14 protein-coding genes are annotated in these 25,114 nt (G+C 45.1%); 3 read left to right on the top strand and 11 right to left on the bottom strand.

Translation table 11 applies throughout. The features are described 5' to 3' along the window. Window positions 1-185: 185 nt before the first annotated feature. Both QUA54_RS28605 and QUA54_RS28600 read right to left on the bottom strand, forming a co-directional pair. Window positions 186-2,552, bottom strand: coding sequence for a ribonuclease R family protein (locus tag QUA54_RS28605; RefSeq protein ID WP_333417782.1), 2,367 nt, complete (start codon window positions 2,550-2,552; stop codon window positions 186-188). A 244-nt stretch (window positions 2,553-2,796) separates the two neighbouring features. Then, on the bottom strand, window positions 2,797-3,045 hold the full coding sequence (locus tag QUA54_RS28600) for a hypothetical protein (RefSeq protein ID WP_216670489.1): 249 nt from the start codon (window positions 3,043-3,045) through the stop codon (window positions 2,797-2,799). A gap of 383 nt (window positions 3,046-3,428) precedes the next feature. Here QUA54_RS28600 and QUA54_RS28595 point away from each other — a divergent pair, with 383 nt between their 5' ends. Beyond that, window positions 3,429-4,448, top strand: a complete 1,020-nt coding sequence (locus tag QUA54_RS28595) for a hypothetical protein (RefSeq protein WP_333417778.1) — start codon at window positions 3,429-3,431, stop codon at window positions 4,446-4,448. A 214-nt stretch (window positions 4,449-4,662) separates the two neighbouring features. Here the strand turns inward: QUA54_RS28595 and clpP are convergent, their stop codons facing one another. Then, on the bottom strand, window positions 4,663-5,295 hold the full coding sequence (gene clpP, locus QUA54_RS28590; protein ID WP_333190783.1) for an ATP-dependent Clp endopeptidase proteolytic subunit ClpP: 633 nt from the start codon (window positions 5,293-5,295) through the stop codon (window positions 4,663-4,665). Window positions 5,296-5,341: 46 nt separating this feature from the next. Between clpP and QUA54_RS28585 the strand changes: the two genes are divergently transcribed. Continuing rightward, window positions 5,342-5,542 (top strand): hypothetical protein, encoded by a 201-nt coding sequence (locus QUA54_RS28585; protein WP_333417776.1) that lies wholly within the window; start codon window positions 5,342-5,344, stop codon window positions 5,540-5,542. Window positions 5,543-5,757: 215 nt separating this feature from the next. Here the strand turns inward: QUA54_RS28585 and QUA54_RS28580 are convergent, their stop codons facing one another. The 4 genes from QUA54_RS28580 to QUA54_RS28565 all read right to left on the bottom strand — a co-directional run bounded on the left by QUA54_RS28580 (window position 5,758) and on the right by QUA54_RS28565 (window position 15,120). Beyond that, window positions 5,758-6,597: a hypothetical protein gene (locus QUA54_RS28580; protein ID WP_333417774.1), complete on the bottom strand. Its 840-nt coding sequence runs from the start codon at window positions 6,595-6,597 to the stop codon at window positions 5,758-5,760. Window positions 6,598-6,934: 337 nt separating this feature from the next. Beyond that, a complete protein-coding gene (locus tag QUA54_RS28575) occupies window positions 6,935-8,068 on the bottom strand; it encodes a heparan-alpha-glucosaminide N-acetyltransferase domain-containing protein (protein WP_333417772.1) in 1,134 nt (377 codons plus the stop codon). 83 nt (window positions 8,069-8,151) lie between these two features. After that, a complete protein-coding gene (locus QUA54_RS28570) occupies window positions 8,152-9,564 on the bottom strand; it encodes an adenylate/guanylate cyclase domain-containing protein (protein WP_333417770.1) in 1,413 nt (470 codons plus the stop codon). A 48-nt stretch (window positions 9,565-9,612) separates the two neighbouring features. Beyond that, a complete protein-coding gene (locus tag QUA54_RS28565; protein ID WP_333417768.1) occupies window positions 9,613-15,120 on the bottom strand; it encodes an ATP-binding sensor histidine kinase in 5,508 nt (1,835 codons plus the stop codon). Between the two features lie 546 nt (window positions 15,121-15,666). Here QUA54_RS28565 and QUA54_RS28560 point away from each other — a divergent pair. Next, window positions 15,667-16,548, top strand: a complete 882-nt coding sequence (locus tag QUA54_RS28560) for a Cof-type HAD-IIB family hydrolase (RefSeq protein WP_333417766.1) — start codon at window positions 15,667-15,669, stop codon at window positions 16,546-16,548. Between the two features lie 558 nt (window positions 16,549-17,106). Here QUA54_RS28560 and QUA54_RS28555 read toward each other — a convergent pair. The 4 genes from QUA54_RS28555 to QUA54_RS28540 form a co-directional block, all read right to left on the bottom strand. Next, a complete protein-coding gene (locus QUA54_RS28555; RefSeq protein ID WP_333417765.1) occupies window positions 17,107-17,997 on the bottom strand; it encodes an alpha/beta fold hydrolase in 891 nt (296 codons plus the stop codon). A 121-nt stretch (window positions 17,998-18,118) separates the two neighbouring features. Next, entirely contained in the window at window positions 18,119-18,241 is a 123-nt protein-coding gene (locus tag QUA54_RS28550; protein ID WP_333417763.1) for a hypothetical protein, read from the bottom strand. Between the two features lie 2 nt (window positions 18,242-18,243). Continuing rightward, complete coding sequence (locus QUA54_RS28545; RefSeq protein ID WP_333417761.1) at window positions 18,244-20,271, bottom strand: adenylate/guanylate cyclase domain-containing protein; 2,028 nt, start codon at window positions 20,269-20,271, stop codon at window positions 18,244-18,246. Beyond that, window positions 20,261-24,952, bottom strand: coding sequence for a response regulator (locus QUA54_RS28540; protein WP_333417759.1), 4,692 nt, complete (start codon window positions 24,950-24,952; stop codon window positions 20,261-20,263). Before QUA54_RS28540 ends, QUA54_RS28545 begins: the two co-directional genes overlap by 11 nt. Between the last annotated feature and the right edge of the window lie 162 nt (window positions 24,953-25,114).

Genomic DNA, 25,114 nt, shown 5'->3' with positions numbered 1-25,114 from the left:
ATCATTATTATTCCATAATATTTCTATCCCAAGAGGTATTGACAAAATCTACTCCTTTCTAACTTGTTACCAATGATTGATAATTGCTGAGTATAGTTGGCAGCCCACTTCTCAATACTTAGTTGCCCGACAATGACAACTAAGTATTGAGAAAAGTTAACTGTCAACAGTCAACAGTCAACGGATTATTCATCATCATCAAAAGCTTGGCTGCCACCGCCAACTGCAACTAAATCAATTTGCTGGCGGTAGTAGTCAACACTCTTGACTTGAACTTCTACCCGATCGCCCAAACGGTACTGATTGCGGTTTTTGCGGCCCACCAGAGTTTGCTGGCGCGATCGATATTCGTACCAATCATCCTTCAGCGAAGAAACGTGAACCAATCCCTCAACACGCAAGATGTCGCTCTCCGGCGGCCGCACCTCAATTTCCACAAAGAAACCGTAAGACTGCACGCCTGTAATCAAACCCTGGAAAGTTTGACCGGTGCGCTCTTTCATCAATCCCGTTTTCTTTAATCCCTGCAAATCGCTTTCGGCATCCTCAGCAACCCTTTCGCGTTCGGTCAGGTGTACCACGGCCGATGCAAACTCTGTCTCAAATTCGTGGTGCAAGTCTGGGGGGAGAACGTTCCAAGTAATTTGACCGTGACAGGAGGAATGGTGCAAGTCAACTTTTTCCTTAGCCCGTGTTGTGCGGCTGCTGCGCCCTTGCTCGAACACCGCTTGCAACACCCGCAGCACCAGCAAATCGGCGTAGCGGGAAAGCGGCGAAGTGCAGCGCGTGTAACCCTCTGACAGCGCCAAACCGAAGTGCGGCTTGGGAGTTGTGCTGTAAACAGCGGGCTTCATCGTGTCTTCTAGCAGGTAGGTGAGAACTCTTTCGGACTTCAAGCCGGCAAACTGCTGGGTAAATCGCTGAAAGTCAAAGGGGAGAACTTCTTCTTCGGTTTCGAGATACAGTTCGCCTCCGAGGTTGTTCGAGAGTTTGATGAACTCTTGAATGTCTGCCGGGTCTGGCATCGGCTGGACGCGGTAGATTGCTGGGACTCCCAAGGCTTGCAGGTGGGTGGCGACAGCTTGGTTGGCGAGTACCACCAACTCGGAGACAGCCGACTGGGCGGGGGGAGCCGTTGCAAAAGCTCCTAATTCGCCTTCGTCGTCGAAGTGAGAGTTAGCGTCGGGCAAGTTTAGTTCAAAAGCTCCCCGCTTGAGCCTTGCCTGTCTGGCTGCCTGTGAGGCGGCCCCCATTTGATCTAGGAAAGGACGGAGGGCGGATGATAAAGGGTGCTCTTCGGCATCGCCTGGTTCGAGAATTGCTTGAGCTTGCTGGTAGGTGAGGTGGTAGTCAATTTGAATGACGCTGGTTTGAATTTCGTATTCTAGGAGTTCTCCTGATTCGTCTAGGGTGAGCAGTATGCTGAAGGCCAGCCGTTCGGTATCTGGCAGCAGAGAGCAGCGCTCGTTGAGGATTTCTGGCAGTACGGCGATGATTTTGTCTCCCAGATGGGCGGCGGTGCCTCGCTTGCGGGCTTCGCGGTCGATCGGGGTTTCTGGCTGCACGTACTCGGCGGCGTCGCTGATGTGGATTCCTATTTGCCAGCGGCCGGGCTTCAGGGTTTCGATCGACAAAGCGCGTTCCACTGGCGGATCGGAGAGGAATGATGTCGGGTCAAACTCGTTTTCGGCTGCTCCTTCGGAGAGATTTTCCTGCTCAGCTTGAGGGGCATCGTTTTCGCTGTTGGTTGTTCCCGGTTCGTTTTTGCTGAAGGTAACTGTCAGGATGTTACGCAAGTCTAGCCGTTTTTTGATGTCGGTTTTTTTGACTTTGCTGGGCAAGTTTTCGGCTGCTTTGATGACGGCGGCGGGGAACGATCGCGGCAAGTCGTGTTTGCAGCATACGATGTCGAGGTCGTCAGCGGCTTCGGCGTCGGAACCTAGTACCTGTACTACTTTGCCGACTGGCCGATGAGTGCCGAGGGGGTAGCGTTTGACTTCGACGTGTACTAGGTGGTCGATCGCCTCTTGGAGATTTGTGCCGTTTGCGAGCAAGTCTAGTTCAAACAACAGGCGATCGTCCAGGGGAATTGCTCTGTAGCTGACGCGGCCGGTGGGGGTGGCGGTTTGCTTGACTCGCGCGAGTACCGAGGGGTTGGCGCGTTCGAGGATGAGCATGACTTCGCCTTCGGGCGATCGGCGGCGGCTACCTTCTTTGATGATTTTGACTAAGACTCGATCGCCATTCCAAGCTGTCGAGAGGTGACTTTCCCGCACGTAAACGTCTTCTGAGCCTTCGGCGTCTTGAATTGCAAAGCAAAATCCTTTGCTCGAACAGCGCAGTTTTGCTTCTACTACGTCGTCTTCAGCTACTCGGCGATAGCGACCTTTGTCTTTGACTAATATGCCAATTTTCTCTAGAGCTTCTAATGCGATTTGAAGTTTGAGTTGACTGGTGGCGTCGTTGCAGTCGAGTTTTTTCTCCAATGCTTTAGGGGCCACTAATTTGTCTTCTGTAAAATTTGCCAGCAGTGCAGCGATAGAAAATTCCATGTAGCGATCGATCCTCTTGTTTCCAGCAATTAGTCTAATTTTGGCGAAATCAGCCGCACTCCCTAGGGCCCTCGCAGTGCCTGCTTCCCAACAAATGCGCGGGTTAATAGGTGGAGACGCGAGCACAGCCACCTTGTTTGAGCGCGAGGATTTTTTGAGCTTCTCTCCCGACACGGGCTTCGTGCTAATTGTCTGCTGTCTGTCTTGAACTGACGGCTGACGGTGCAGAAAACTGTCCCGCACGCTATTCCCCAATACAATTTTTTAGCGTTGGTTTGTTTGCTTTTAGGTCAGCAGCGCCGAGCACTTCGCGAATTAGAAAGCCCCTGTCGGTTCTTAAAAGATGGCTCGATACTGAAAGCGACGGCTTGAGTCGAGGATGAGCCGATGGAGAGATGGAGAGGGAGAAAATTTGCATTTCTTCCTTCTGCCTTGTTCCTTCTGCCTTGTTCCTTCTGCCTTTTGAAGTGCCTCTTGCTTCTTGCTTTAGCAAAGAATTTACCGGCTCAAGGCAAAATTGCTAGTAGCTCGCTGCTGCGATGCCCCTGTTTTTTGCACGCGATCTGCCCTTGCGGACGGAGGTGCAACGAGCGGGTCGGGAGCAATCTGTGCTGTAGAAAGTGCAAGGTACACAAAACCGGAGACTTTTACTACTTTTGCTTAGTTGCTGTGTCATCTCCTATAGATAGAAATGACGCCCGATGCTTGTTAGCTTAAACCGCTGGATGTGGGATGGGGTTTAGTGGCGTGAAAGGTTGCGCGGATGACTCACCTTTAATTTATTGTATGTTGAATATGTGCTTTCAGAAAATTGTTTTCTTTGGGCTGTACTACACTTAAGTGATAAGCCCCTCCTGGTTTCGGGGTCAAAAAATTATGTTTGCTGAATTTCGCGCCCTTTATCCCGCTGGACAGTTAATCTGTGAGTTGCTGACTGTTCATCACGGTAAGTTTGTTGTTCGCTGTCTGGTTCAGGTTGACGGCAAAACTCTTGCTACGGCTATGTCGGCTGCTGAGTCTGTTGAGGATGCTGAAGACCGCGCCCGGTTGCGATCGTTCGCTGTCCTCGGATTTGGCGATCCCGCGAGTGCGATCGCGAGTGTTTCTCCGGCTCCGGTTGCTCCGGTTGCTCCGGTTGCTGCTGTTCCGGTTCCTGTTCCGCCGACAAGTGTTCCGGTTGCTGCTGTTCCCGTTCCCCCTCCTGCTGCTGTTCCCGTTCCCCCTCCTGCTGCTGTTCCCGTTCCTGTTCCGCCTGCTCTTGCTCCTCTTCCTGTTCTAGAAATGCCTGTTGTCGACAAAGTTTCAATACCACATAAAAGCAATTTTGTCAATACCGAAGCGAAATTAAATGAAGAGCCGATCGCACCTGTACCGGAACCGCTGCCGCCAACGGTCGATCGGGCGGAGGCTACTGGATTTGTACCGAAGCAGTTAGACTCGGACGCTTGGCTTTCTTCCAGCTACGGCGAACCGATCGCGGAACTGGATGTGCCGACTGCTAGCCCAAGTGAACTGCTACAGAGTGCGGCCGAAGTCAGGGAATTGCAACCGATCGCAGTGGGAATCCCGAGCGATGCGATCGAGGATAATTCTGATACGATCGCCCAAATAGACGCCATCCTCAAACGCCTGCAATGGAAGAAAAAACAGGAAAGCGACTGTCTCGAACAAAATTACGGCAAGTCGTCGCAGAGAGAGCTTTCTAGCGAACAGTTAGTAGATTTTCTAGAATATCTGGAAATCTACAGCAGAACCACTGAGGAAATCAAGCGGTTGGGCTGGACTCCCAACCAAGGAAAAGATTATCTCAAACAAGGTTACGGCAAAGAAGCGCGGCACTTCTTAAATCGAGAAGAATTGTTCGACTTCCTGCAATATCTCGAATCTTTGCCCTAGTAATTATGTAGAGTTTCTAGGTGTGATGTTTTTTAGAAAAAGCTACATATAGCAGTTTTCAATTGTATGAAATACAGTAGGAACACGGGACACTGTGCCGTTTCCTGCGCCCCAGCATCTGTAATTCACTCCACTGAAAACTGCTATATGACTGTTAAAAATTAAAAATCAAAAATGAGGAAATATTCTTCATTTTTGATTTTTAACTTTTCATTTAGACGACAGCGGCGATCGGGCGGCTAGCGGAAGGACGGCGATCGATCACTTGATCGACTAATCCGTAGTCCTTTGCTTCTTCAGCGGACATGAAGAAATCCCGTTCGGTATCTTCTTCAATGCGGGAAAGCGGCTGACCGGTATGGTTGGCAAGATGTTCGTTCAGGCGGCGTTTGTGGTACAAAATCTCTTTTGCCTGAATTTCAATATCGGTTGCTTGTCCTTGAGCTCCGCCTAGAGGTTGGTGGATCATAATCCGGGAGTGAGGCAAACTCATCCGCTTGCCTTTAGCGCCGGCACTCAACAGAAAAGCGCCCATGCTGGCTGCCAAACCGAGACAAATGGTGCAAACATCGGGGCGGATGTGGTTCATCGTGTCAAAAATGCCCATACCTGCTGTCACCGAACCCCCAGGGGAGTTGAGATACAGGTAAATATCTTTCTCGGGGTCTTCGGCGTCTAAAAATAGCAATTGGGCAACGATCAGGTTAGCCAAGTCAGAGTCAACCTGTTGACCCAAGAAGACGATGCGATCGCGCAGGAGTCGCGAGTAAATGTCAAAGGCGCGTTCGCCGCGACCGGATTGTTCTATAACTGTTGGGATCATTGACCGGGCCTGCCTATTACGTATCTTTTTTTAATTTTAGCGATTAGGGCTCAGTTATAGTTAGCGATCGGTGGCGTGCGAGGGAGAAATAGGCGAAATCCTTGACCTGGGCGGGGTTGGGGCGGTAATTTGTGGAAGTTGTGGCGCGTGTGCGATCGGATTTCCGATCAAAGGGCGATCGATGTTGAGGAAGCGGACATCAATAAACGTTAAATGTTGTTATGTGGCGATCGTATCATTGCGACAACTGAAATCGCTCGATCGCGGCTGACACTAGGAAAAAAGCCTTTGAAACTCATTTAGCCAATCACCAGCTTCGAGACAATCAAGCACAGTCTTCATCGGGACGGGAGTGGCGATAAAAACAGGAGTTCCCCTAAAATTTCGGGGTCGCGATCAACGATAGTAACTGCGTATTGCAAAGAAAAGGTTGTGACATCGAGACAATCTTCCTCAGTCCAGGTATCACTTGGCTCGAATAGCCTGTTAGTTTCCATCGCTAAATCCCCACTGGAATTCCATCGCATGAATCTTTTCTATTAAAGCTGAAACTTTAACGGGTGAATTATCAGGTACTAAATCGCGATCGAGTATTTGTTGAGCCCTTGCAAGATCTTCACTACCCATAGCATCACTCGTATGAAAGACGAGACAATTCACTTGACTAAGACGAGCCGACAGGAGTTGCAAAAGAGCCATCAGGACACGATTACCACCATAAGCTCCGCATCCCCAAAACCCTGTATGAATAATCAAACTGGGTGCTTTAGAAAACTCTAAATGTGACTCAATTCGTGCTGCTGAAAATCCAGTAAAGGCTGTTTTCAGGATGTATTCAATTTCTGCACTCCTATAAGAACCCTCGCCATAGGAAGGAGCTTCTATCGCAATGATGTTTGTGATTGTAGGCGGGTTTAGAGGTTTTGTAGCTTGTCCGATCGCATCTGATGTAGCTCGTCCAAAGTTGTTGCCGTAAAGACCAAAAGGTCGCCCTTGTTCTGGATTGCGATCGGTAGAAATTGCACACCTCCGTTCCACCCCACGAATCAGAATCGGTGTAGGTTGTTCGCTCTCAACTGTCAATGGCTTAATGTTAGAATCTAGTAAAGCTTCTCGCAGTGAACTGAGTGATGGATGTTCGGCTACCTGCATTTCATCTTGGGCAAATAGCGAACCACCATAAGCACAAAAAAGATTGTGATGAGCGAAATTGAGATACCACTCCATCTGAGTGCTATCTTGGGATGGCTCGTACTCAAAATATCCCTTTCGCTCAGAAAGATCGGTCTGATGTTCGAGAGGAGAAAAATATTCTGGAAATGGCATTGCGTACCATCGGGAAAACGCTAATTGACCCCGATGAGTGCATCCAGGTGGACAACAAATGTCATAAACGAGCTTCTTATTAGGGTGGTAAAATTTTGGTGGGTGAGAATTCATCAGAGCTTGTGTATCAAATGTCTGCCTACAGATCAAGCTATCTAAGAAGTCGTTCATTGCACTTTCCCTTCCAACATTGAAACAGTTTTTTCAAACGTTAACCGCCCCAGGCTGTGGATGTCAAGACCGACTAGCTTTTAGATACCGGACTTCTTGAAGAAGTCCGGTATCTGGGTATCTGGTTATTCTGTTTTTTTAGGCAGGCTTACTTATTGCTGATTACTCAAATTTTAATCGCCCAACCACGGCGGTACATTCCATACAAAATTAACCACCAAAATAATACTGCACTCACGGCAAATGCTAGGGAACCATTGAGCGGCCCCGCCCACGGCACAAACCAGTTTTCATAAATCCAAGTGTAGGTAGTTGAAACATTTTCACCGCTGCCGATATGGGTTTTCAACAGGATTCTGGCAACTATACCGGAAGCAACAAACAGGAAAATTGCATTCACTCCCATGATTTCAAACGGCTTCCCCCATTTCCAACCTCGCACTTCAATTGTTTCGTAGCAAGCTGCTAGCAATAGCAACGCCCAACCAGCAGTAAAAACTACATAGGAACTTGTCCAAAGTTGTTTGTTGATCGGAAATAAAAATCCCCACAAGTGGCCGATTACCACGCAACTGAGGCCGCAGATTGCTAAGTTGATACTGGTGCGGGTTTTGATTTGCTGTACTCGCAGCCATTCTCCTGTAAAGTAGCCGATCAGGACTGTTACAACTGCGGGTAAGGTGCTCAACAATCCTTCGGGGTCGAAGGGGCCGCCTTTGTACAGGTGTTGGCTACCGAGAATTAGCCGATCGACATATCCTCCTAAATTTCCTTCTGGCGTGAGTTCGCCGGCAGTGTACCCCCCTACAGCAAATACGGTTAATGCACCCCAATAGCCGAAAAGCACGGCAACAGCGAGCAGTTTTTGATTGCGCGGGGAAAGGTTGAGAATGGCGATCGCACTGATAAAATAAGCTAAGCCGATGCGCTGCAATACTCCCATGATGCGGATTTTACCGAAGTTTTCCACTGGGGCGCTGTTGAGAAGTACGTCAAGGGCGATCGAAGATGTGTTTAGCAGCAATCCTAATACAAACAGAATAGCGGCGCGGCGCGCAATTCGCCAGTAAATATTGGTGTTTATTTTTGTAGGAGTTTGGGTATATTTTGACAGGGAAAAGGACATCGCGCAGCCAACGATGAACAGGAAAAACGGAAATACTAAGTCTGTGGGAGTGCAGCCGTGCCATTCTGCGTGTTCTAGCGGCCAGTAAATGTGTTTCCAACTGCCGGGGTTGTTGACTAAAATCATGGAGGCGATCGCAATTCCGCGAAAAACATCAAGGGATTTTAAGCGCATAAGGGAGAAGCAAGAGGTTCGAGGGAAGAAAGAAAAACTACTAATTACCAATTATCAATTACCCAGAACCTATTACCCCTTAATTAAATTTCAATTCCTTCCAGAGTCATAATGACCGCATTCTTCATCAACATATCGCAGCGTTCTGCATAAAAAGCTGCTGCCTTATCATACTTGTTGACTTGCAAAACGCGCAGAAACATTTGCCTTGCTTGCGCGAATTGCTGCTGGTAGTGAAAAAAAATTCCCTGTTCAAAATAAGTTTGAGTTTGTGCTTTTAGTTCGATCATTGCCGCCGAGTCGCCATCGTAAATTTCAAATACAGCAACAGGTGTTTGTTTTCCTTTGACTTGAACGCGATCGAGAAACCGACACTTGTAATGTTGAGGATCGTCTATCCGGCAAAGGGTTTGGACGCTAGCTACAATAGCAACTCCATAAAGCTTTGTCAATCCTTCCACGCGGGAAGCTAAATTAACGGCATCAGAAATTACCGTACTTTCCATTCGTTCCGCTTCGCCAATCGTACCTAACATTAAAGTCCCCGTATGCAAGCCAATCCCTATCGAAATAGGTTGATAGCCACTGTTTTGCCTGTGTCTGTTATAAATTTTCACTTGCTGCTGCATCTCAATTGCTGCTTGCACAGCATCTTCAGCCCTGTTAGGAAACAAAGCCATAATCCCGTCACCAATGTATTTATCTATAAAACCGTTGTACTCGCGGATAACTGGGCCAACTCGGCTTAAGTAAGAGTTAAGAAATTCAAAGTTTTCTCGGGGAGACATACTTTCGGACAGACTTGTAAATGAGCGAATATCGGCAAACATAATCGTCATTTCTGCTTGTACAGAGTCTCCTAGTCTGGCATCAACGATGCTTTCTCTTTTGAGAAATTTCAAAAATTCACGCGGTACAAAACGGGCTGATGCGGTGGCTATTTTTTCGAGTTCGCTTTTGCTGGACTCGATTTGATTGAGCGATCTAAATGCTCTCAGTGCGGTGACTACTGTGGTAAATAATTTTTTGTTAGTAAGTTCTGTTTTGGTTTTGTAATCATTGATATCGTAGCTGACAATTACTACATCTTCTGGTACTTGTCCGGGCTGTCCAGTGCGTAAAATAATTCGCACTACTTGATTATTTAAAATATCGCGGATGTATTTAACTACTTCCAAGCCTGCTTCTTCTGTTTCCATAACTACATCGAGTAAAATCAATGCTATGTCGTAGTTATTTTGGATTATTTCTTTAGCCTCTTTTCCTGAGTAAGCGCTGATAAATGTTATACTTTTACCTTCAAACTTAAAATCGTTCAAGGCTAGTTTAGTAATATTATGAATTTCTATTTCATCATCGACAATTAATATTTTCCAACTTTCTTCAAGCGGTTTTTGTTCCGCCTCGTCTTCCTCGGCAAATATTAATTCATCGTCGCCCGCCGCGATTAATTCGTCATCGCCCGCAGCCAACAGGTTTTTACTAGCTTCTGACATTTATCGTTCTCCTAAATAAAACTTATATTCATGTTGGCGGCCTAATAACTAACTGCTCATTTTAGCGGGAAATTCAATCATAAATTTTGTGCCTCTTTTTACTTGACTTTCGCAGCGAATTGTGCAGTTGAGTTTTTGAGTAACAAGGTTATAAATAATGTGCAGTCCCAATCCGGTACCGCCCTGACCTCTTTTGGTGGTAAAAAACGGTTCAAAAATTTTACTGAGATTTTCTGGGGCAATTCCTTTGCCGTTATCGGAATATTCAAATATTAGCCGATCGCCCTCTAGTTTGAAATCAAAGGTCAGAATTCCTTCGTCTTCTCTATCGTAAGCGTGAATTAGGGAATTCAACACCAGATTTGTGACTATTTGACACAGCACGCCAGGGTAACTGTTCAGTAAAATATTTTCATCGCACTTAATCTCTATTTTGTGTTTAGTTCTTTTGAGTTTGGCACTTAAGGATGTCAAAATTTCCTCTAGATAGTTTTTTAAGTTAAACGTGCGTTTGAGTTCGCTCGACTGATCTACTGCGACTTCTTTAAAACTGTGAATCAAGTCTGCCGCCCGCGTGAGGTTCGATAAGATCATATTACTGCTTTGCATGGCGGTATCCAGAAACTTTTCTAACTCAGAGCGTTTAATTTGGCCATTGGTGTAAAGCTCAAAAAATTTTGTGGCTTTTTCAGCGAGCAGAGAAGCGGCTGTGATGCCGATACCGATTGGAGTATTGATTTCGTGGGCAACACCTGCAACCAACCCTCCGAGGGCGGCCATTTTTTCCGATTCTACCAGTTTATTTTGAGCCGATTTTAGGTCTTCTAAAGTTTGGGATAGCTCGGAGGTACGCTGCTGTACTAAATTTTCAAGATTATGATTAAATTGGTGCAAATTGGCGTAAAGTTGAGCGTTTTCGATCGAGATAGAAATTTGAGAAGACAGCAGTTTTAATATTTCTAACCTGTCTGGCGTAAAAGCGCCTGTAGTCAGATTGTTTTCTAAATATAGAATGCCGCTGAGTTGACCTTGATTGATTAAAGGAGTGCAAAGAATTGATTTAGGTTGAACGGCAATTATATAGGGTGTGCGAGTAAATTGTCCTTCGCGGGCGGCATCGTTTAAAACTACGCTTTCCTGGGTACGAGCGACATAGTTGACAACTGCAACTGCCAGCAAAGTTACTTCTCGCTCCTCTGCTACAAAATCTATCGGAATTGATTGCATGACAGCAACGCGATCGACATCTACAGATCCTGATGCTTCAATCACCAATTGGCCGGATTTTTGTAGTATTAAAAAGCCTCTTTGCGCCCCGGCATTTTCAATAACAATTTTCATCATTTTTGCCAGCAGTTTGTCTAGAACTATTTCGCCAGCTAAGGCTTGCGATGCTTTGACTGCTGTTGTCAAATCTAGCGCGCCTGCACTGCTGCTGGTCGTGGAAGCGCTGCTGATAGATTTGTGAGTTTCGATATTAGTTGAAATCAAGGCTGAAGTTAGCAACTGCGAGTATTGTGATTCTAAATGCGCTACCTTGGCTTTGGCTCCCCAGCGCTGATAGCAATAACGTGCCTCTATCAAGTAAGTCTTAGCAATTTTTGATCGCCCTATGGATAGATAAAATGCTCCTGCCAATTCTGCTGCAAGTGCTTGTACCTGTATGTATCCGTTTTCTTGTGCGCCTTGAATTGCGGAGTCGTAATATTCCATTGCTCTCACAATATTGCCCAAGACTCGCGCTTTTTCTGCGGTGATTAAGTCGCACTTGTGCTGAAGGTTCATAGGGGCAAAAAGCGCTTTTTTTTGCAATTTTTTTCTGTTACCTGTTGCGTAAAAAAGATGCTCTTCTTGTTCTTCTTTTGTGGCAGATGAATATGCTGCTAGTCGCACGAGAGCATCGTAAAAATGGTATTCAGGAACATTAATAAAGCCCGCCACTCCGTCTAAATAAACTTCGGCTTGCGCTGCATATTCTAGCGCTCGATCGACATCTCCAAATAAATACGCTAAGATTAATTTCTGTAAATAAAAGTGCTGGAGTCCAACCCGATCGTTAGCTGTTAACAGCAGTGGCAACAATCTTTCTTCGTTGTAAGCTTCACCTAATAAAACTTCAGAAGTTGCTAAGTTTCCCATCAATTGCAAAACTGTTTGCCGATATATTTGATTCCAAGTTAATACCGTCTCTTGCTTTAGTTGACACAGCAGATGGTTGTAAGTCGCCATTTTTTGTTCTAGTTGCGGCAATTCTTGACCGAGGAAATACAAAGACTGACAAATATTTACTGCCGAATATCCGACACCTTCTAAATCACCGTTTTCTAGTGCGCTTTGATAGGCTTCCTCTAACAGCGGCAAAGTGTCTTTAACATGATGCTTGCCGTGCATCAAAATGAATGCTACTAAATTAAGCGTCTTGCTTTTAAACTCTGCAGCATTTAATTTGTCGAGCAACTTTAAAGCTAATTGACCGAAGCGATCGCCTGATTCAATATCTCTAAATATTCCTTTTAAAATAGCTCCGTAATTAGCATAACCGAAGGCGGAGAAAGCAGAATTTCCGTAGTTAATAGATAAATTAACTTGCTCGCATACAATCAGCGGCAGCAGCACTGGCTCAACTATAAACGTAGCTGAAAACATACTGGAAAGCAGGCGCATTGTTGCTAGTTTTCGCAGCTCAGTCATCACAGGCAAGTTAATTAAATCTTCTATCTTTTTTTCGGTAAAATAAGCTGCGGTTTGGGTCAATACTTGCTGAATGTGGAGAGGACTAGGCGATTCTGGAAAGTTTATTCCTAACATTTTTAGTGCTTCCCGACCAATTTTTACCGATTCTTGGAGTTTGGTTTGCATCGCACAAGCTGTGATTCTAACTTCAAAAACTTTGATTTTGTCTAGTTCATTTTTTGCTTGTTGCAGGACAATTTCTGCCCATTTTTCCATTTGTTCAAACTCCGTATTTAGGTAAGCTGCTTCTGCCGCTGACTCATAGAGCGCAAGAGTCAAGTCGTAGTCAGTTTGCCAACTTTCCGGGGGAAGCAGCTCAATACCTGCGGTTAAATATTTGACGGCTAGTTCGTAAGCTGCACTTGCTTTTGCTTGGCGGCCTGCAATTAAATTTAATTGGCATAATTGAAATTTTTCTAATTCATCGCTGATAATTTTTTGGGCGGCATTTAGCTGATTGACTGTCTCAAAAATATGCTTTTCTAATTGTTCTGGATGCGCATTTTGCAGCAGAAATCTGCCTATTTTGAGATGAATTTCTTGTTTATGAGAATCGGAGATTAAAGCATAAGCTGCTTGCTGCACTCGCTCGTGCAAAAATTTGTAACTCGCGCCAGCAGCATCAGGTAGGGACAATTCATCTGTAAACTCTCTAGATATTTGGTTTGTTAATTCTGTGCTTGCTGCTAGCGCTATCGGAATTTTGTAGGCGTTATTCACGGGCAAAATCAGACCGGACTGAAGTGCTTCCCAGAGGTCTGTTGCTGCGGAAGCGAGAGGTTTTTCGCAGATAGTCGAGAGAATTCCTAAATCAAATTTGTTGCCGATACAAGCGGCTATTTTGAGCATTTTCTGGGTATTATCTGAAAGTTTTTGAATATTATCTATCATTAATTCTACAACATTGTCAGTTATTCCCATTTCTTGTATTTGTTCGATATCCCACTGCCACTCGCCTTTAAGTTGGCATTTTTTCACTACTCTATCTGGGCTTGTTTGGGGACAGTCAGAAATGTTATGTTCGGCTCGCTCTAATTTTTTTTCCGACTGTTCAAATTTAAACTGGAGCAATTTTTTTGAGTAAAGAGACTTCATAAATTGCTTCAAAAAAAATGGATTTCCTGCGGTTTGTTTAAAGAGCAATTCTGCTAAAGCTAGCGATTTTTCTGGTGCGCAGTTCAGAGTGTCTGCAACGAATTGATTAACGCTGTTAATATCAAATGGCGAAAGGGCGATCGCACTCACAGTCACGCCTGCTTTGCTAATTGCTTCGGTCGTCAGCATCACGGGATGATTTGCATCTACTTCCTGTTCTCGATAGGCTCCAATTATCAATAAGTATTGACTTTCGAGGTCAGTTGCTAGCAGTTGTATTAACTTGAGTGATGCTGAATCGACCCACTGCAAATTGTCGAGGAATATTACCAGAGGGTGTTTTTTTTGAGTAAAGACGCGGATAAATTTTTGAAATACTAAATTAAAGCGGTTTTGAGATTCATTTGCTCCTAAATCTGGCACTGGGGGTTGCGGCCCGACAATCAGTTCTACTTCGGGAATAACTTCAATAATTACTTGGCAGTTGCCGCCGAGAGCATTTAATATTTTTTGTCTCCAAACTTGGACTTGAGCGGGAGTTTCTGTGAGGATTTGCCGCAACAAGTCTTGAAAAGCTTGGAACAAAAAACCGTAGGGAATATCGCGCTTAAATTGCTCAAATTTGCTGTCAATAAAATATCCATTTTCCCGCACTATCGGCTTAGATAATTCATAGGCTAACCACGATTTTCCCAGACCAGCACAACCGGAAATCAGCACGATTTCTGTATTTCCTCGCCTGATGCGCTCGAAGGCACTGAGAAGTAGATTAACTTCGGCTTCTCGCCCGTAAAGCTTTTGGGAAATTTGCAGGTGACTCGATCGATCTTGCTCTCCGAGGGTGATGTGAGAAATTTCGCCCGTTGTTTGGAGTTGTTCGAGACACTTCTTTAAGTCGCACCCCAGTCCGAAAGCACTTTGATACCTATCTTCGGCGGTTTTTGCTAGTAGTTTCATCACGAGATCGGAAACGACTTGAGGAATCTCCTCGGTTTCTGCTTGATTGATTCTACCTTCTATTTTATGCTTTCTATTCTTACAAGGAGAAACTGGGTTTTTCGCAATATGGCAGTGTACTAACTCCATTGGATCGATCGCATTAAAAGGCAATTTGCCACAGAGCATTTCATAAAAAGTGACCCCTAAAGAATAAAAATCGGTGCGGTAGTCGATCGCCCGATTCATGCGTCCCGTTTGTTCGGGAGACATATAGGCAAGGGTTCCTTCGAGTAAATTGGGATGGCTGAGGGCTTGATTTTCGCCTGGTAGCAGCGAGGCGATCGCAAAATCAGCAATCTTGACATCTCCGGTCTCAATATTGACAATAATATTGCTGGGTTTAATATCTTTGTGGATGATGTGGTGTTCGTGGAGTTGCCCGATAGTTTCTGCTAGTTTTATGCCAATCTGCAGAAATTGTTGTAACTCTAGCTGGTTGTTGCTGAGAAAGTCTTTTAGGGAAATGCCGCCAAAATCTTCTAAAACTAAAACAGGAAAGTGATTGTATTTTTCTATTTTGTAAAGGTTGACTATTCCTGGGAAATTTAATTTTTTAATGATTTCGGATTCGTGCAGGATTTGGGCTATTTGCGCAGGGGTAGGGTATAGTGGCGTGAGAGTTTTGAGGATAACGGGTTTTTGTTCCTCAAGCTGTATCCCTCGATAAATAGCTGTGTGAGAGTTTGTATAAATTTTTCCGTCAATGCGGTATCCCGGAATGGTAATCATAACGATTTTAGATTTGAGATTTGAGATTTGAGATTGAAGATTGAAGATTGAAGATTGAAGATTTGAGATTTGAAATTTCCGATTGAAGATTTGAGATTGAAGATTTGAGATTGAAGATTTGAGATTGAAGATTTGAGATTGAAGATTTGAGATTAAAGAAGTGAAAATGAATGATAACATAATGGTTTAGATATTGCCTCCAGTTGCAGGATTTTATGAAAGTGGTCTACTTGAGTAAGTGGGAATACATAACGCAGGTAGAGGGCTGTTTTTACGGCTGTAAACTGGCGGCTTTTATGGATATTAAGTAAGTGGTTACAAAAAAACATTAGATGGGGAGGGCGGGTTTTGTAGCACTATACTGGCTGGTATCTTGTGATATTAGCTAAACCCGCCCCGGAGGGCCCATCCTCGATATTATTGATTTTTGCGCTTACTTACTTATATATCTTAGTCTTCAAAAAATCCGAAGGCACACTTTGCTATCCCGGCAGTGCCAAAATAAACTGGTGCAGGCAAATCAACAGCTAAAATCTAAAAACAATCATGCAGAATATAACTGCTTCAAATCCAGCGACTGCGACCGATCGCGCTTTTGGCACCGCAGAGATTAAACTACTGGTACTGGATATCGACGGCACGATCGCAGGTTTGTCAAATGACATCGGAAAATCCGTCAAGCAGGCAATTCTGGCTGCCGAGTCGCGGGGAGTGAAAGTGGCCATCGCTACGGGCAGGATGTACCGATCGGCTTTGCGTTTTCATCGCGACATTGGCTCAACATTGCCGCTGATTTGCTATCAGGGCGCGTGGATTCAAGATCAAGCTACTCAAAAGCGGCTGCGGCACTTGCCGCTGTCGAAACAAACTGCTCTGCAACTGTTAGATTATTTTGAAGAACCGGATTTGCGACCGCTCCTTTCGATCCATTTCTACATTGACGACCAACTTTACGTGCCGGAAATTACCGAGGCTACCCGAATTTATGCCCAAAGATCCGGCATTGAACCAATTGTGATTAAAGATTTGCGGCGAGATATTCCGGGGGAACCGACGAAAGTTTTGGCTTTGTGCGAGAATCCGGGGGTACTCGACGGGTTGCTCAGCAGTATGCGGCTGCGCTACACGCCTGCTGAGCTTTATTTGACTCGATCCGTTGCTACTTTTTTTGAAGCTACGCATCCTTCGGCGAATAAGGGAGATGCCGTGCAGTATTTAGCGGAGGAACTTTTGGGTTTGCAAGCGGCGAATGTGATGGCAATAGGCGACAATTTTAACGATTTAGAAATGATTGCCTACGCGGGTTTGGGCGTGGCGATGGGCAATGCTCCTGATGGGGTGAAGGCTGCTGCTGATTGGGTGGCACCGGATGTGGAGGAAGACGGGGTGGCGGCTGCGATCGAACAATTTGTTTTGGGCGATCGTTGATATTTTTACACCAATACCGCAGGGGCGGGTTTGCCGACATTTGAAAAAAATCTAGATCGACCCGCCCCGACCCAGCGACAATTTATTATTATATAACTCTCTAGTTTTGAGTTCTATGCAATCAAGTTTTGATTATAAAAAAAAATCCACAATTTCGGATTTTTCGATATCAAGTGGAGTCAATTACTTTTTTTGCAACATCAGAATATTTATTTAACGAACCGCGAAGACGCTAAGAACGCGAAGGAAGAAATGAAGAAAGCGGGGCGGGCTTACAGATCTTCTGGATGTGAATTATAGATAATTTCAAACTCTTAAAAACGGGTTTCAACAGAAAGAGCACCGACGACTGGCCGTGTTTCGTCTCGGTGCTCTTACTGGTTCGCTCCTCACACGTCCATCAATATAGCTGACTAGGCCAAGCGTGTCAATACTTTTTATAAAAATTGTTTTTTGAGTCGGCTGCAGCCTGGGTGCCAATGCGGTGGAGCGACGCAGAACCTTTACCATGTAAGAGTTTTGATGGATCGTCCCGCCATTGGATCGAGCAGAAAAATTTTACTTCAATTCCAGCAGCCAGTCCAAAATCAGAGCGTTGACTTCACTCGGCCGCTCGTCGTGGGGACAGTGGCCCGTGTTGGGAATTGAAACAAATTTCACTGGTTTACCGTTGGCGGCCAATTGTTGATAAATCTGGCTGCCGGCGATCGGCGTCCAGGGGTCGTCTGCGCCCCAAAGTACCAATAACGGACGATCGACTTTGGGCAGCAATTCTGACGGTTGAGGGCCTGCTGGGGCCGTGAGAATCGAGGCAAACACCTGTTGAGCTCCCGGCTCGCAGGAGGGGGCGTGCAGGAGTTCTACGAGTTCGTCGGTGATGGCTTCAGGGTTTCTGTAGACTTGGCGCAGGGTGTTGCGGATGCGGTGTTTTTGGCGGATGTTGTTGAAAACAAACGGGCCGATCAGGGGCGATCGAACTAATTTAGTAAAAGTCCCCATCACTACTCGCAGCGGGAAATTCAGTTCGTCCGGCCGGTGGTTGAGCCCGCCGGCACAGTTGATTAAGACACCGCCGGCTGATATTTCTGGATGGTTGGCGACTACCATCAAACTCAGCAAAGCGCCGATCGAATTCCCGACAAATACAGCCGGTTCCTGCACCAGATCCGCCGAGAAATCTGTCAGCAATTCTTCCCACAATTCCAGAGTGTAATCTAGGGCTGGTTTGGCGGAAGCACCGAATCCCAGCAAGTCCAGAGCAAATACGCGATAGCCGCCGGCCGCGAGTACGGGAATATTTTGCCGCCAATGTCCGATCGAAGCCCCAAATCCGTGAATCAAGATCAGAGGGCGGCCGGTTCCTTGGACGGTATATTGGATTTTGTGACCTTTCCAAGTCCAAATTAGCTTTTCAAAACTCGTTGCAGATACTAGCTGTTGTGCTGTCACGACTCTTAATGTAAATTTTCGTTAACTTCTTTCATCATACCAGCACAATCCCTCTCTCGGCAGCGTCGGAGCAACGCCCCACAAGAATATTCAACTCTTGAGAAGGATGGAAGATATCAGATTAAATAAATAAACATACTTCTTTCTTCCCCCTTCTTCCTTCTTCTTTCTTCCTTCTTCCTTCTTCCTTCTTCCTTCTTCCTTCTTCCTTCTTCCTTCTTCCTTCAAAATCCCAATTTCCCATTTTTACTTGTTTTGTAGCAACCAATAAGTCATCATATCCCCCTTACCTTTTACTGGAATCACGCCTCGCCTCTCAAACAGATACTTATTTTTCAAAAGCTCATAAGTAACATCAGTAACTTGAATGCTGCCTGCAAAACCCGTAGCTTCCATCCTCGCCGCCACATTCACCGTATCTCCCCACAAATCATAGGTGAACTTGCTCACACCAATTACTCCCGCAACAACTGGCCCGGAATTGATGCCGACGCGAATTGCCAGTTTTTCCCCTGTCTCGGCGGACAACTTTGCTATTTGTGCCTGCATTCCCAGGGCCATTTGGGCGATCGCCTCGGCGTGGTCATGTCTCGGCGTAGGCAATCCTCCGACTACCATGTAAGCATCGCCAATAGTTTTAATTTTCTCCACACCGTACTTTTCAGCTAACTGGTCGAAATGAGAAAAAATTACGTTCAATCGCTTTACCAACTCCGTGGGAGACATTCTCGCCGACAGCTCAGTAAAGCCCACGATATCAGCAAATAAAACACTTACTTCGGCAAAACTGTCAGCAATTGTAGTTTGCTCCGCCTTCAAGCGTTCTGCTATTGGTTTGGGTAAAATATTTAACAGCAACTTCTCGCTTTTTTCCTGTTGAATTTTCAGCTCTTCTTGCGCTAATTTCCGCTCCGTAATGTCAGAAACAGTACCCTCATAGTAGCTCAGCTCACCTTTTGAATCCCGAACAGCCCGGACATTTTCTGACACCCAAATCCAGCTCCCGTCTTTGCGGCATACCATAGATTCAAATCCCAAAACGGCATTTTCAGCATCCATAGCAGCCACGAATTCGAGGCGGCGTTCCGGGTCAACGTACAGTTGCTGAGCAATATTTTTAATCTCGGACATCAGTTCTTCTGGCGACTCGTAACCGTACAATTTTGCCAAAGCTGGATTAGCGCTGAGATAGCGTTCTGAAGGTGTACTTTGAAAAATTCCTTCCATCGCATTTTCTACAATGCTGTGATATTTTTCTTGAGCAATGCGCAGCAATTCTTCTGCTTGTTTGCGCTGAATTAAAGAACCTAATTGAGTGCCGACCGCATTAAAAATGTCTATAAATTGCGCGTCTTTCCGAGAAGACGAAACTTTAAAAAAAACGAGCACTGCCAATACTTCATCGCCTATCAAAATCGGTACGCCAAAACCCGCTTTGAATCCGAGTTCTAGTGCTATTTGACTTCGGCAAAAATCCGGGTAGCCCCTGGAAACATCTTCTACCCATTCGGGTTTTTTGGATGCCCAAACTCGTCCCGGCAGCCCTACATTCATAGGAAATGTCAGTTGTTCGCTTTTGCTGCGGAACGATTCCAGGCTGGCGCTGCTGGCATACCAGCCCCGGGCAGATTGCAGAAAAGTTCCTTCTGCATCGGGAATCCAAGCTTCTCCTACATCCCATCCAATGGTTTCGCCAACTTGGTGCAGAATTACTTCTAAAGCTGAGTGAAAGTCTACAGCTTCGCCGATCGCCCGCGTAGTTTCCAGCAAAAACCTGATTGATTCTTCAGCCCGCTGCCGTTCTGCGATTTCTTCATGCAATCTAGAATTGCGATCGTGCAGTTCTCTAGCTTGCTGTTGCAGTTTCGATTGCAGGGAACGAAGGGAAAGTTGGTTTTCGACGCGGGCCAAGACTTCTTCTACTTGAAACGGCTTAGTAATATAATCTATTCCTCCTACTTGAAAAGCTTTAACTTTTTCCAGCACGTCATTTAGCGCACTAATAAAAATTACCGGAATATCTTTAGTTTTTTCGCTTAACTTTAACTGCTCACAAACTTCATACCCGTTCATTTTCGGCATATTTATATCTAGTAAAATTAGATCGGGAGGGGATATTTGCGCCCCTTGCAGAGCCAGTTGTCCGTTAATAGCTTTCCTGACATGATACCCGTAAGATGTCAGCATAGTGGATAAAAGTCGCAAATTGTCCGGCATATCGTCAACGATCAAAATGTCTTTAGGAGTCGCTGGCAATGGATAATCATTCATCATAATATAATTGAGTTAAATCGATAATGATATCTATCCGAAAATTATCGACTAAATCTGTTAAAGTGTTAGCGAGATTTGCCTCAGTTTCGGGAATTTGCTCGATGAGTTCGAGGATGCGGTTGTCGTCAACGCAAAGTGCTGCTCGGTGCAACTCGACAACCCAGTCTGTGGGCATTACACTCAAATCCTCAGCGGTCAAACTTTTAAGCAGCGTCCCTGATGAAAAAGAAGTAGAGGAGTTTTCTTCCTCATAAATATAACGCAGGTTCAGGTGATGCGCTATCTTTTCAAAGAGTACCTCTTCCCGAAACGGTTTACAGATCAAATCGTTACAACCAGCAGACAAAATTATCTGCCGCTGCTCGTCAAAAGCACTGGCAGTCAGGGCAATAATTATTGTTTGTCTACCTTCTAGAGTTTGCTTGATCTGTCTTGTCGCTTCGTACCCATCCATTACTGGCATCAGCATATCCATTAATATCAGATGCGGCTTCCAAGTTAACTGCAAAGCAATTCCTTCTTGACCGTTAGTTGCTTCGCGGACTTCAAACCCCAGCGGTACGAGGAGCTTAAGTAGCAGTTGGCGATTTTCCGCTACATCTTCAACTATTAATATCCGATAAGTTTGTTGTCCGGCTTCTAAAGCAATAACTTGTTTTACCGCAGATTTTTCTTGTCGATCGCTTTCTGTTACTAAGTTAACCGAGATATTAAAGCTGAAAGTTGTGCCTTGGTCGAGTTGACTTTCAACAGCAATATCACCTCCCATAATCCGGACAAACTGTTGGCTGATCGGCAATCCGAGACCAGTTCCCTGCATTGATTTTCGACCAGTTTCGGTTTGTACGAAGGGCTTGAATAATGTGGATATTTCCGAGGGAGAAATGCCGGGACCCGTGTCGGCAATTTCAAAATACAATTGGGATTTGTTTTCTTCGGTGGCGTTATTTTCAGCTTTGCTGCTGACGCGCAAAGTAACTGTTCCGTGCTGAGTAAATTTAATCGCATTGCCGAGCAGGTTAATTAAAACTTGTCGCAATTTAGCTTCGTCTGTTTGAATGTACTGCGGCAAATCGCCGATATTTTCAAATATGAGGTGCAAACCTTTTGAGTGGGCTTTTAGTTGCAGCATTTCTTTTAGACTGTTGAGAAGTCTGTAGAGATTGAAGCGATTTTCATTAATTGTAATTTGACCTGCTTCTATTTGAGACATTGACAAAACATCATTGATAAGTTCCAGCAAATGTTCGCCGCTGCGGTTGATAATTTCAATGTATTCTTTTTGTTCTTCCGTGATAGAACTGTTGCGAGCCATGACTTGGGAAAAACCGAGAATGGCGTTGAGAGGCGTGCGGAGTTCGTGGCTCATGGAAGCGAGAAATTGGCTTTTGGCACGGTTGGCAACTTCGGCGTTTTCTTTGGATTTAATCAGTTCCATTGACTGCCTTTGAGTCCGGGCAAGCAATTCCGCTTGCTGTAATGCAACTCCTAGCTGAGTGCCTACATCAACTGCAACGTTGATTTCCGCCTCTGTCCACTGGCGGGGCTCTGAGTTTTGATAAGAGGCTAGTAATCCCCAGAGCTTTTTGCCGCAGAAAATCGGCACAATAACGTAGGATTTAGCTTGAAATTTTTCTAGCAATTTGATGTAACAATTATCGAAGCCTTGCTTGTAAATATCTGGGACACAAAGGTAAGTTCTACCTCGGCTGTAGACTCCGCCTTTGGTTTCTTGTAAATAGGTATCGCGGACTTCTTGTAAAGTGCGATCTAATTTTTTGACTACGCAAAGTTCGTTGTCTAAAACGCATTCAGTAAGGCTAGAATCGAATTCCTGTGCTTGGATGAAAGAAACCCACTTGCGGTCAAGGGATTCGGCTACAAATTCGCCGCTCCAGTCTGGATTGAAACGGTAAATTGCGACTCGATCGCACTTCATGGTTTCGCGCAATTCTCGGGTTGTGGCGTAAAAAATGTCTCGGATATCTAAAGTCTGCCGCATTCTTTCAATGATGCGGGCGATCGCTCTTTGTCGTAAAGCACTTTCTTGCAGTTCGGTTTCTGCTTGCTTGCGTTCGGTAATATCTACAGCCATTAAAGCAATGCCGATCGCTGTACCGTTATCGTCAATTAGCTGAGTATTGTACCACTCGCAGATGATAATTCTGCCGTCTTTGGTCAGATTTTCGGAAGTGCCGCTGGATTTGGCGTTCCAGCCGTGATTGAAAATCTCTGATACTTGCTGGTGGTAGCTTTCAGGTACGATCAAATCGGAGGCGACTCTCCCTTTGGCTTCTTGCTCGCTGTAGCCAAAAATAGCAACGGCCGCGGGATTCCAAGTGATAATTTCTAAATTTAGGTTTAACTCGATAACTGCGATCGGCGTTTGCTGCAATAAAAATGAGATTCTTTGCTGCGATGCTAGCAGTTTCTCTTCGGCTAATTTGCGGTCTGTGATGTCATTAGCGGTGCCGAGAACTTGTTTGGGTGTACCATCACTTGTTCTGAGAAATACTGTATCCCAACTGTGCATCCAGCGCCATTCACCGTTTTTGTGCCTCATCCGGTATTGACATTCAATGACATCGCCGTCTTTGGCTCCCTCCAGTTTTTGGACGCTTTGAAAATACTTTGGCAAATCGTCCGGGTTGAGCAGCGTTGACATCATTGCTGTACCCATGTCTTGTATTTCTTGGGCGCTGTACCCTAGTATCGCCGCAATTTGTCGGTTGCTGTAGACATTGCGCCGTTCAATTAAATCGTAAACGTACAATAGGTTGGGATTGGAATCGGCGATCGCCTGAATGAAGTGCTGGGTTTCTCGGAGTGCAGATTCTGTTTGTTTGCGGTCGCTAATATCTCGCGCTACGATAATCACTGATTCTGGAGAAAGCGGAGAAATTTTAGCGTCGAGGCAAACTTCGCGATCTCCGACTGTAAAGCTATATTCAACATTGATACTTTGCTTCGTTTTCAGAACTTGTTGGATGGCATTTAATACCAAATCTGCCACAGGTTCCGGCAAGACTTCGTGAGCAGTTTTGTTAATCATTTCGTTTGGAGGTTTCACCAAATTCGCCGTTCCTGTCGGGGCGATTTTGATGCAGCGCCCTTCTCCATTTCTCACTAAAACTGTGTCAGTCATGGCGGCAAAAATAGCCCGCAATTCTGCTTCAGATTCTTGCAGAGCTTGCTCAGCGCAGATGCGGGTGCGAATTTCTGCTTGCAGCAGTTTATTTTGCCGATCGAGCTGCACAAGCCGGTTTTTTTCTCGATCGATCAGTTTAGCTTGAGCGATCGCAATCCCTACTTGAGCCGCCACAGCTTCTAACAAGTCGATTTCATCGCAAGTCCATTCCCGGTAGCGATCGCACTGGTGCAAGCAGATAGCGCCGTTTGCCCTGCCTTGATAGGAAGTGCGAATTGCCAGCATTGATTTCAACCCAATCTTGTGGCAAAGTGGTTGAACCGCTTGCAAAAGAGGGTCTGAATAAACATTGTTGGAGGCGATCGCCACATCTTGTATCATCATTTGTACGACGTGAGGATTGCCCCAAATTGGAATGGGTACGTTCCAAATAGATTCGCACGCGGGTTCGAGATACTCAGCCGCCAGAGGAATATCGACTTGGGGGGTAGTAACGTAAGTATGAATCAAACAGCGATTGACGCAAAATGCCAGACCAATTTGAGTTGCAGCTATTTGAAATATTTTTTCGGGCTGCAAACTTGAGCGAATTTCTTTAGTTATTTTTGCAATCAGCAATTCTCGCTGAACTTGCCGTTCTAAAGCTGCTTTAGCTCCTGCCATTTCTATTTCTGCTTGCTTGCGATCGCTGATATTAAAAAGTACGCCATACCAAACAATGTCGCCATTATCGCGCATTTCTGGTCGAGAATTAGATTGCAGCCATTTGAGTTTACCCGACGGCGTAACAATCCGCCATTCAAAGGCAAAAGGTTCTAAACTTCGAGCACTAGCGGCAAGTTTTTCTTCCAGATATTGACGATCGTCTGGATGATTTTGATCGAAGCACAAGTCAGGATTTTTTAAGATATCCTCACTCTCTAATTCGTAAATTTCCCTACAAGCATAACTGATATATTCAAATTTAAAAATTCCCTCGACCGTCTTTATAAATTGATAAATAACCCCTGGTATATTGACAGCCAATTTTTGCAACTGCGCTTTGCTTTCCCGGAGTGCTTGTTCTGTATGCTTGCGAAATTCTACCTCTCGTTGCAGTTGAGCATTTTGCTGTTTTAATTGTTTCGATAGCTGTTGTATAGTCAATTGACTTTCAATCCGCACTAAAACTTCTTCCACTTCAAAAGGCTTAGTAATGTAGTCAACACCGCCGACTTCAAAAGCTTTGACTTTGTGAAAAGTTTCATTATAAATGCTCAAGAAAATTACCGGAATTTCCCGAGTCTCTTTGTTAGCCTTCAGTCTTTCGCAGACTTCGTAGCCGTTCATTTTGGGCATGGCAATATCTAGCAAAATCAAGTCTGGGAGAACGGTAAACTTAGCCTTTACCGCCATTTTTCCCGAAATCGCCCGCTGAACTTTATACCCTTCTTTCGTCAATATCTTTGATATAAATCGGAGGTTGTCGGGTTCATCGTCAATAATTAAAATGTGAATATTTTGTTTTTCTATCAACATTTTTTGTCTGACCATTATGATTTTTTTAGTGTTAGCAGCAGATTAATGATTTAATAAATTTAGTGATTCTCTTCCAGGGACAATCATTCATAAAACCTTGTTATTTTTCGCAAACATAGGATTAATTTTAGATATTAGCCCATCGACTAACGCATTTTCTCTGCGTCCAAATTTTTG

Origin of the sequence: Microcoleus sp. MOSTC5, from assembly GCF_036701825.1 — a bacterium.
Lineage (GTDB): Bacteria > Cyanobacteriota > Cyanobacteriia > Cyanobacteriales > Microcoleaceae > Microcoleus > Microcoleus asticus.
This window is presented reverse-complemented; position numbering and strand designations above follow the sequence as displayed.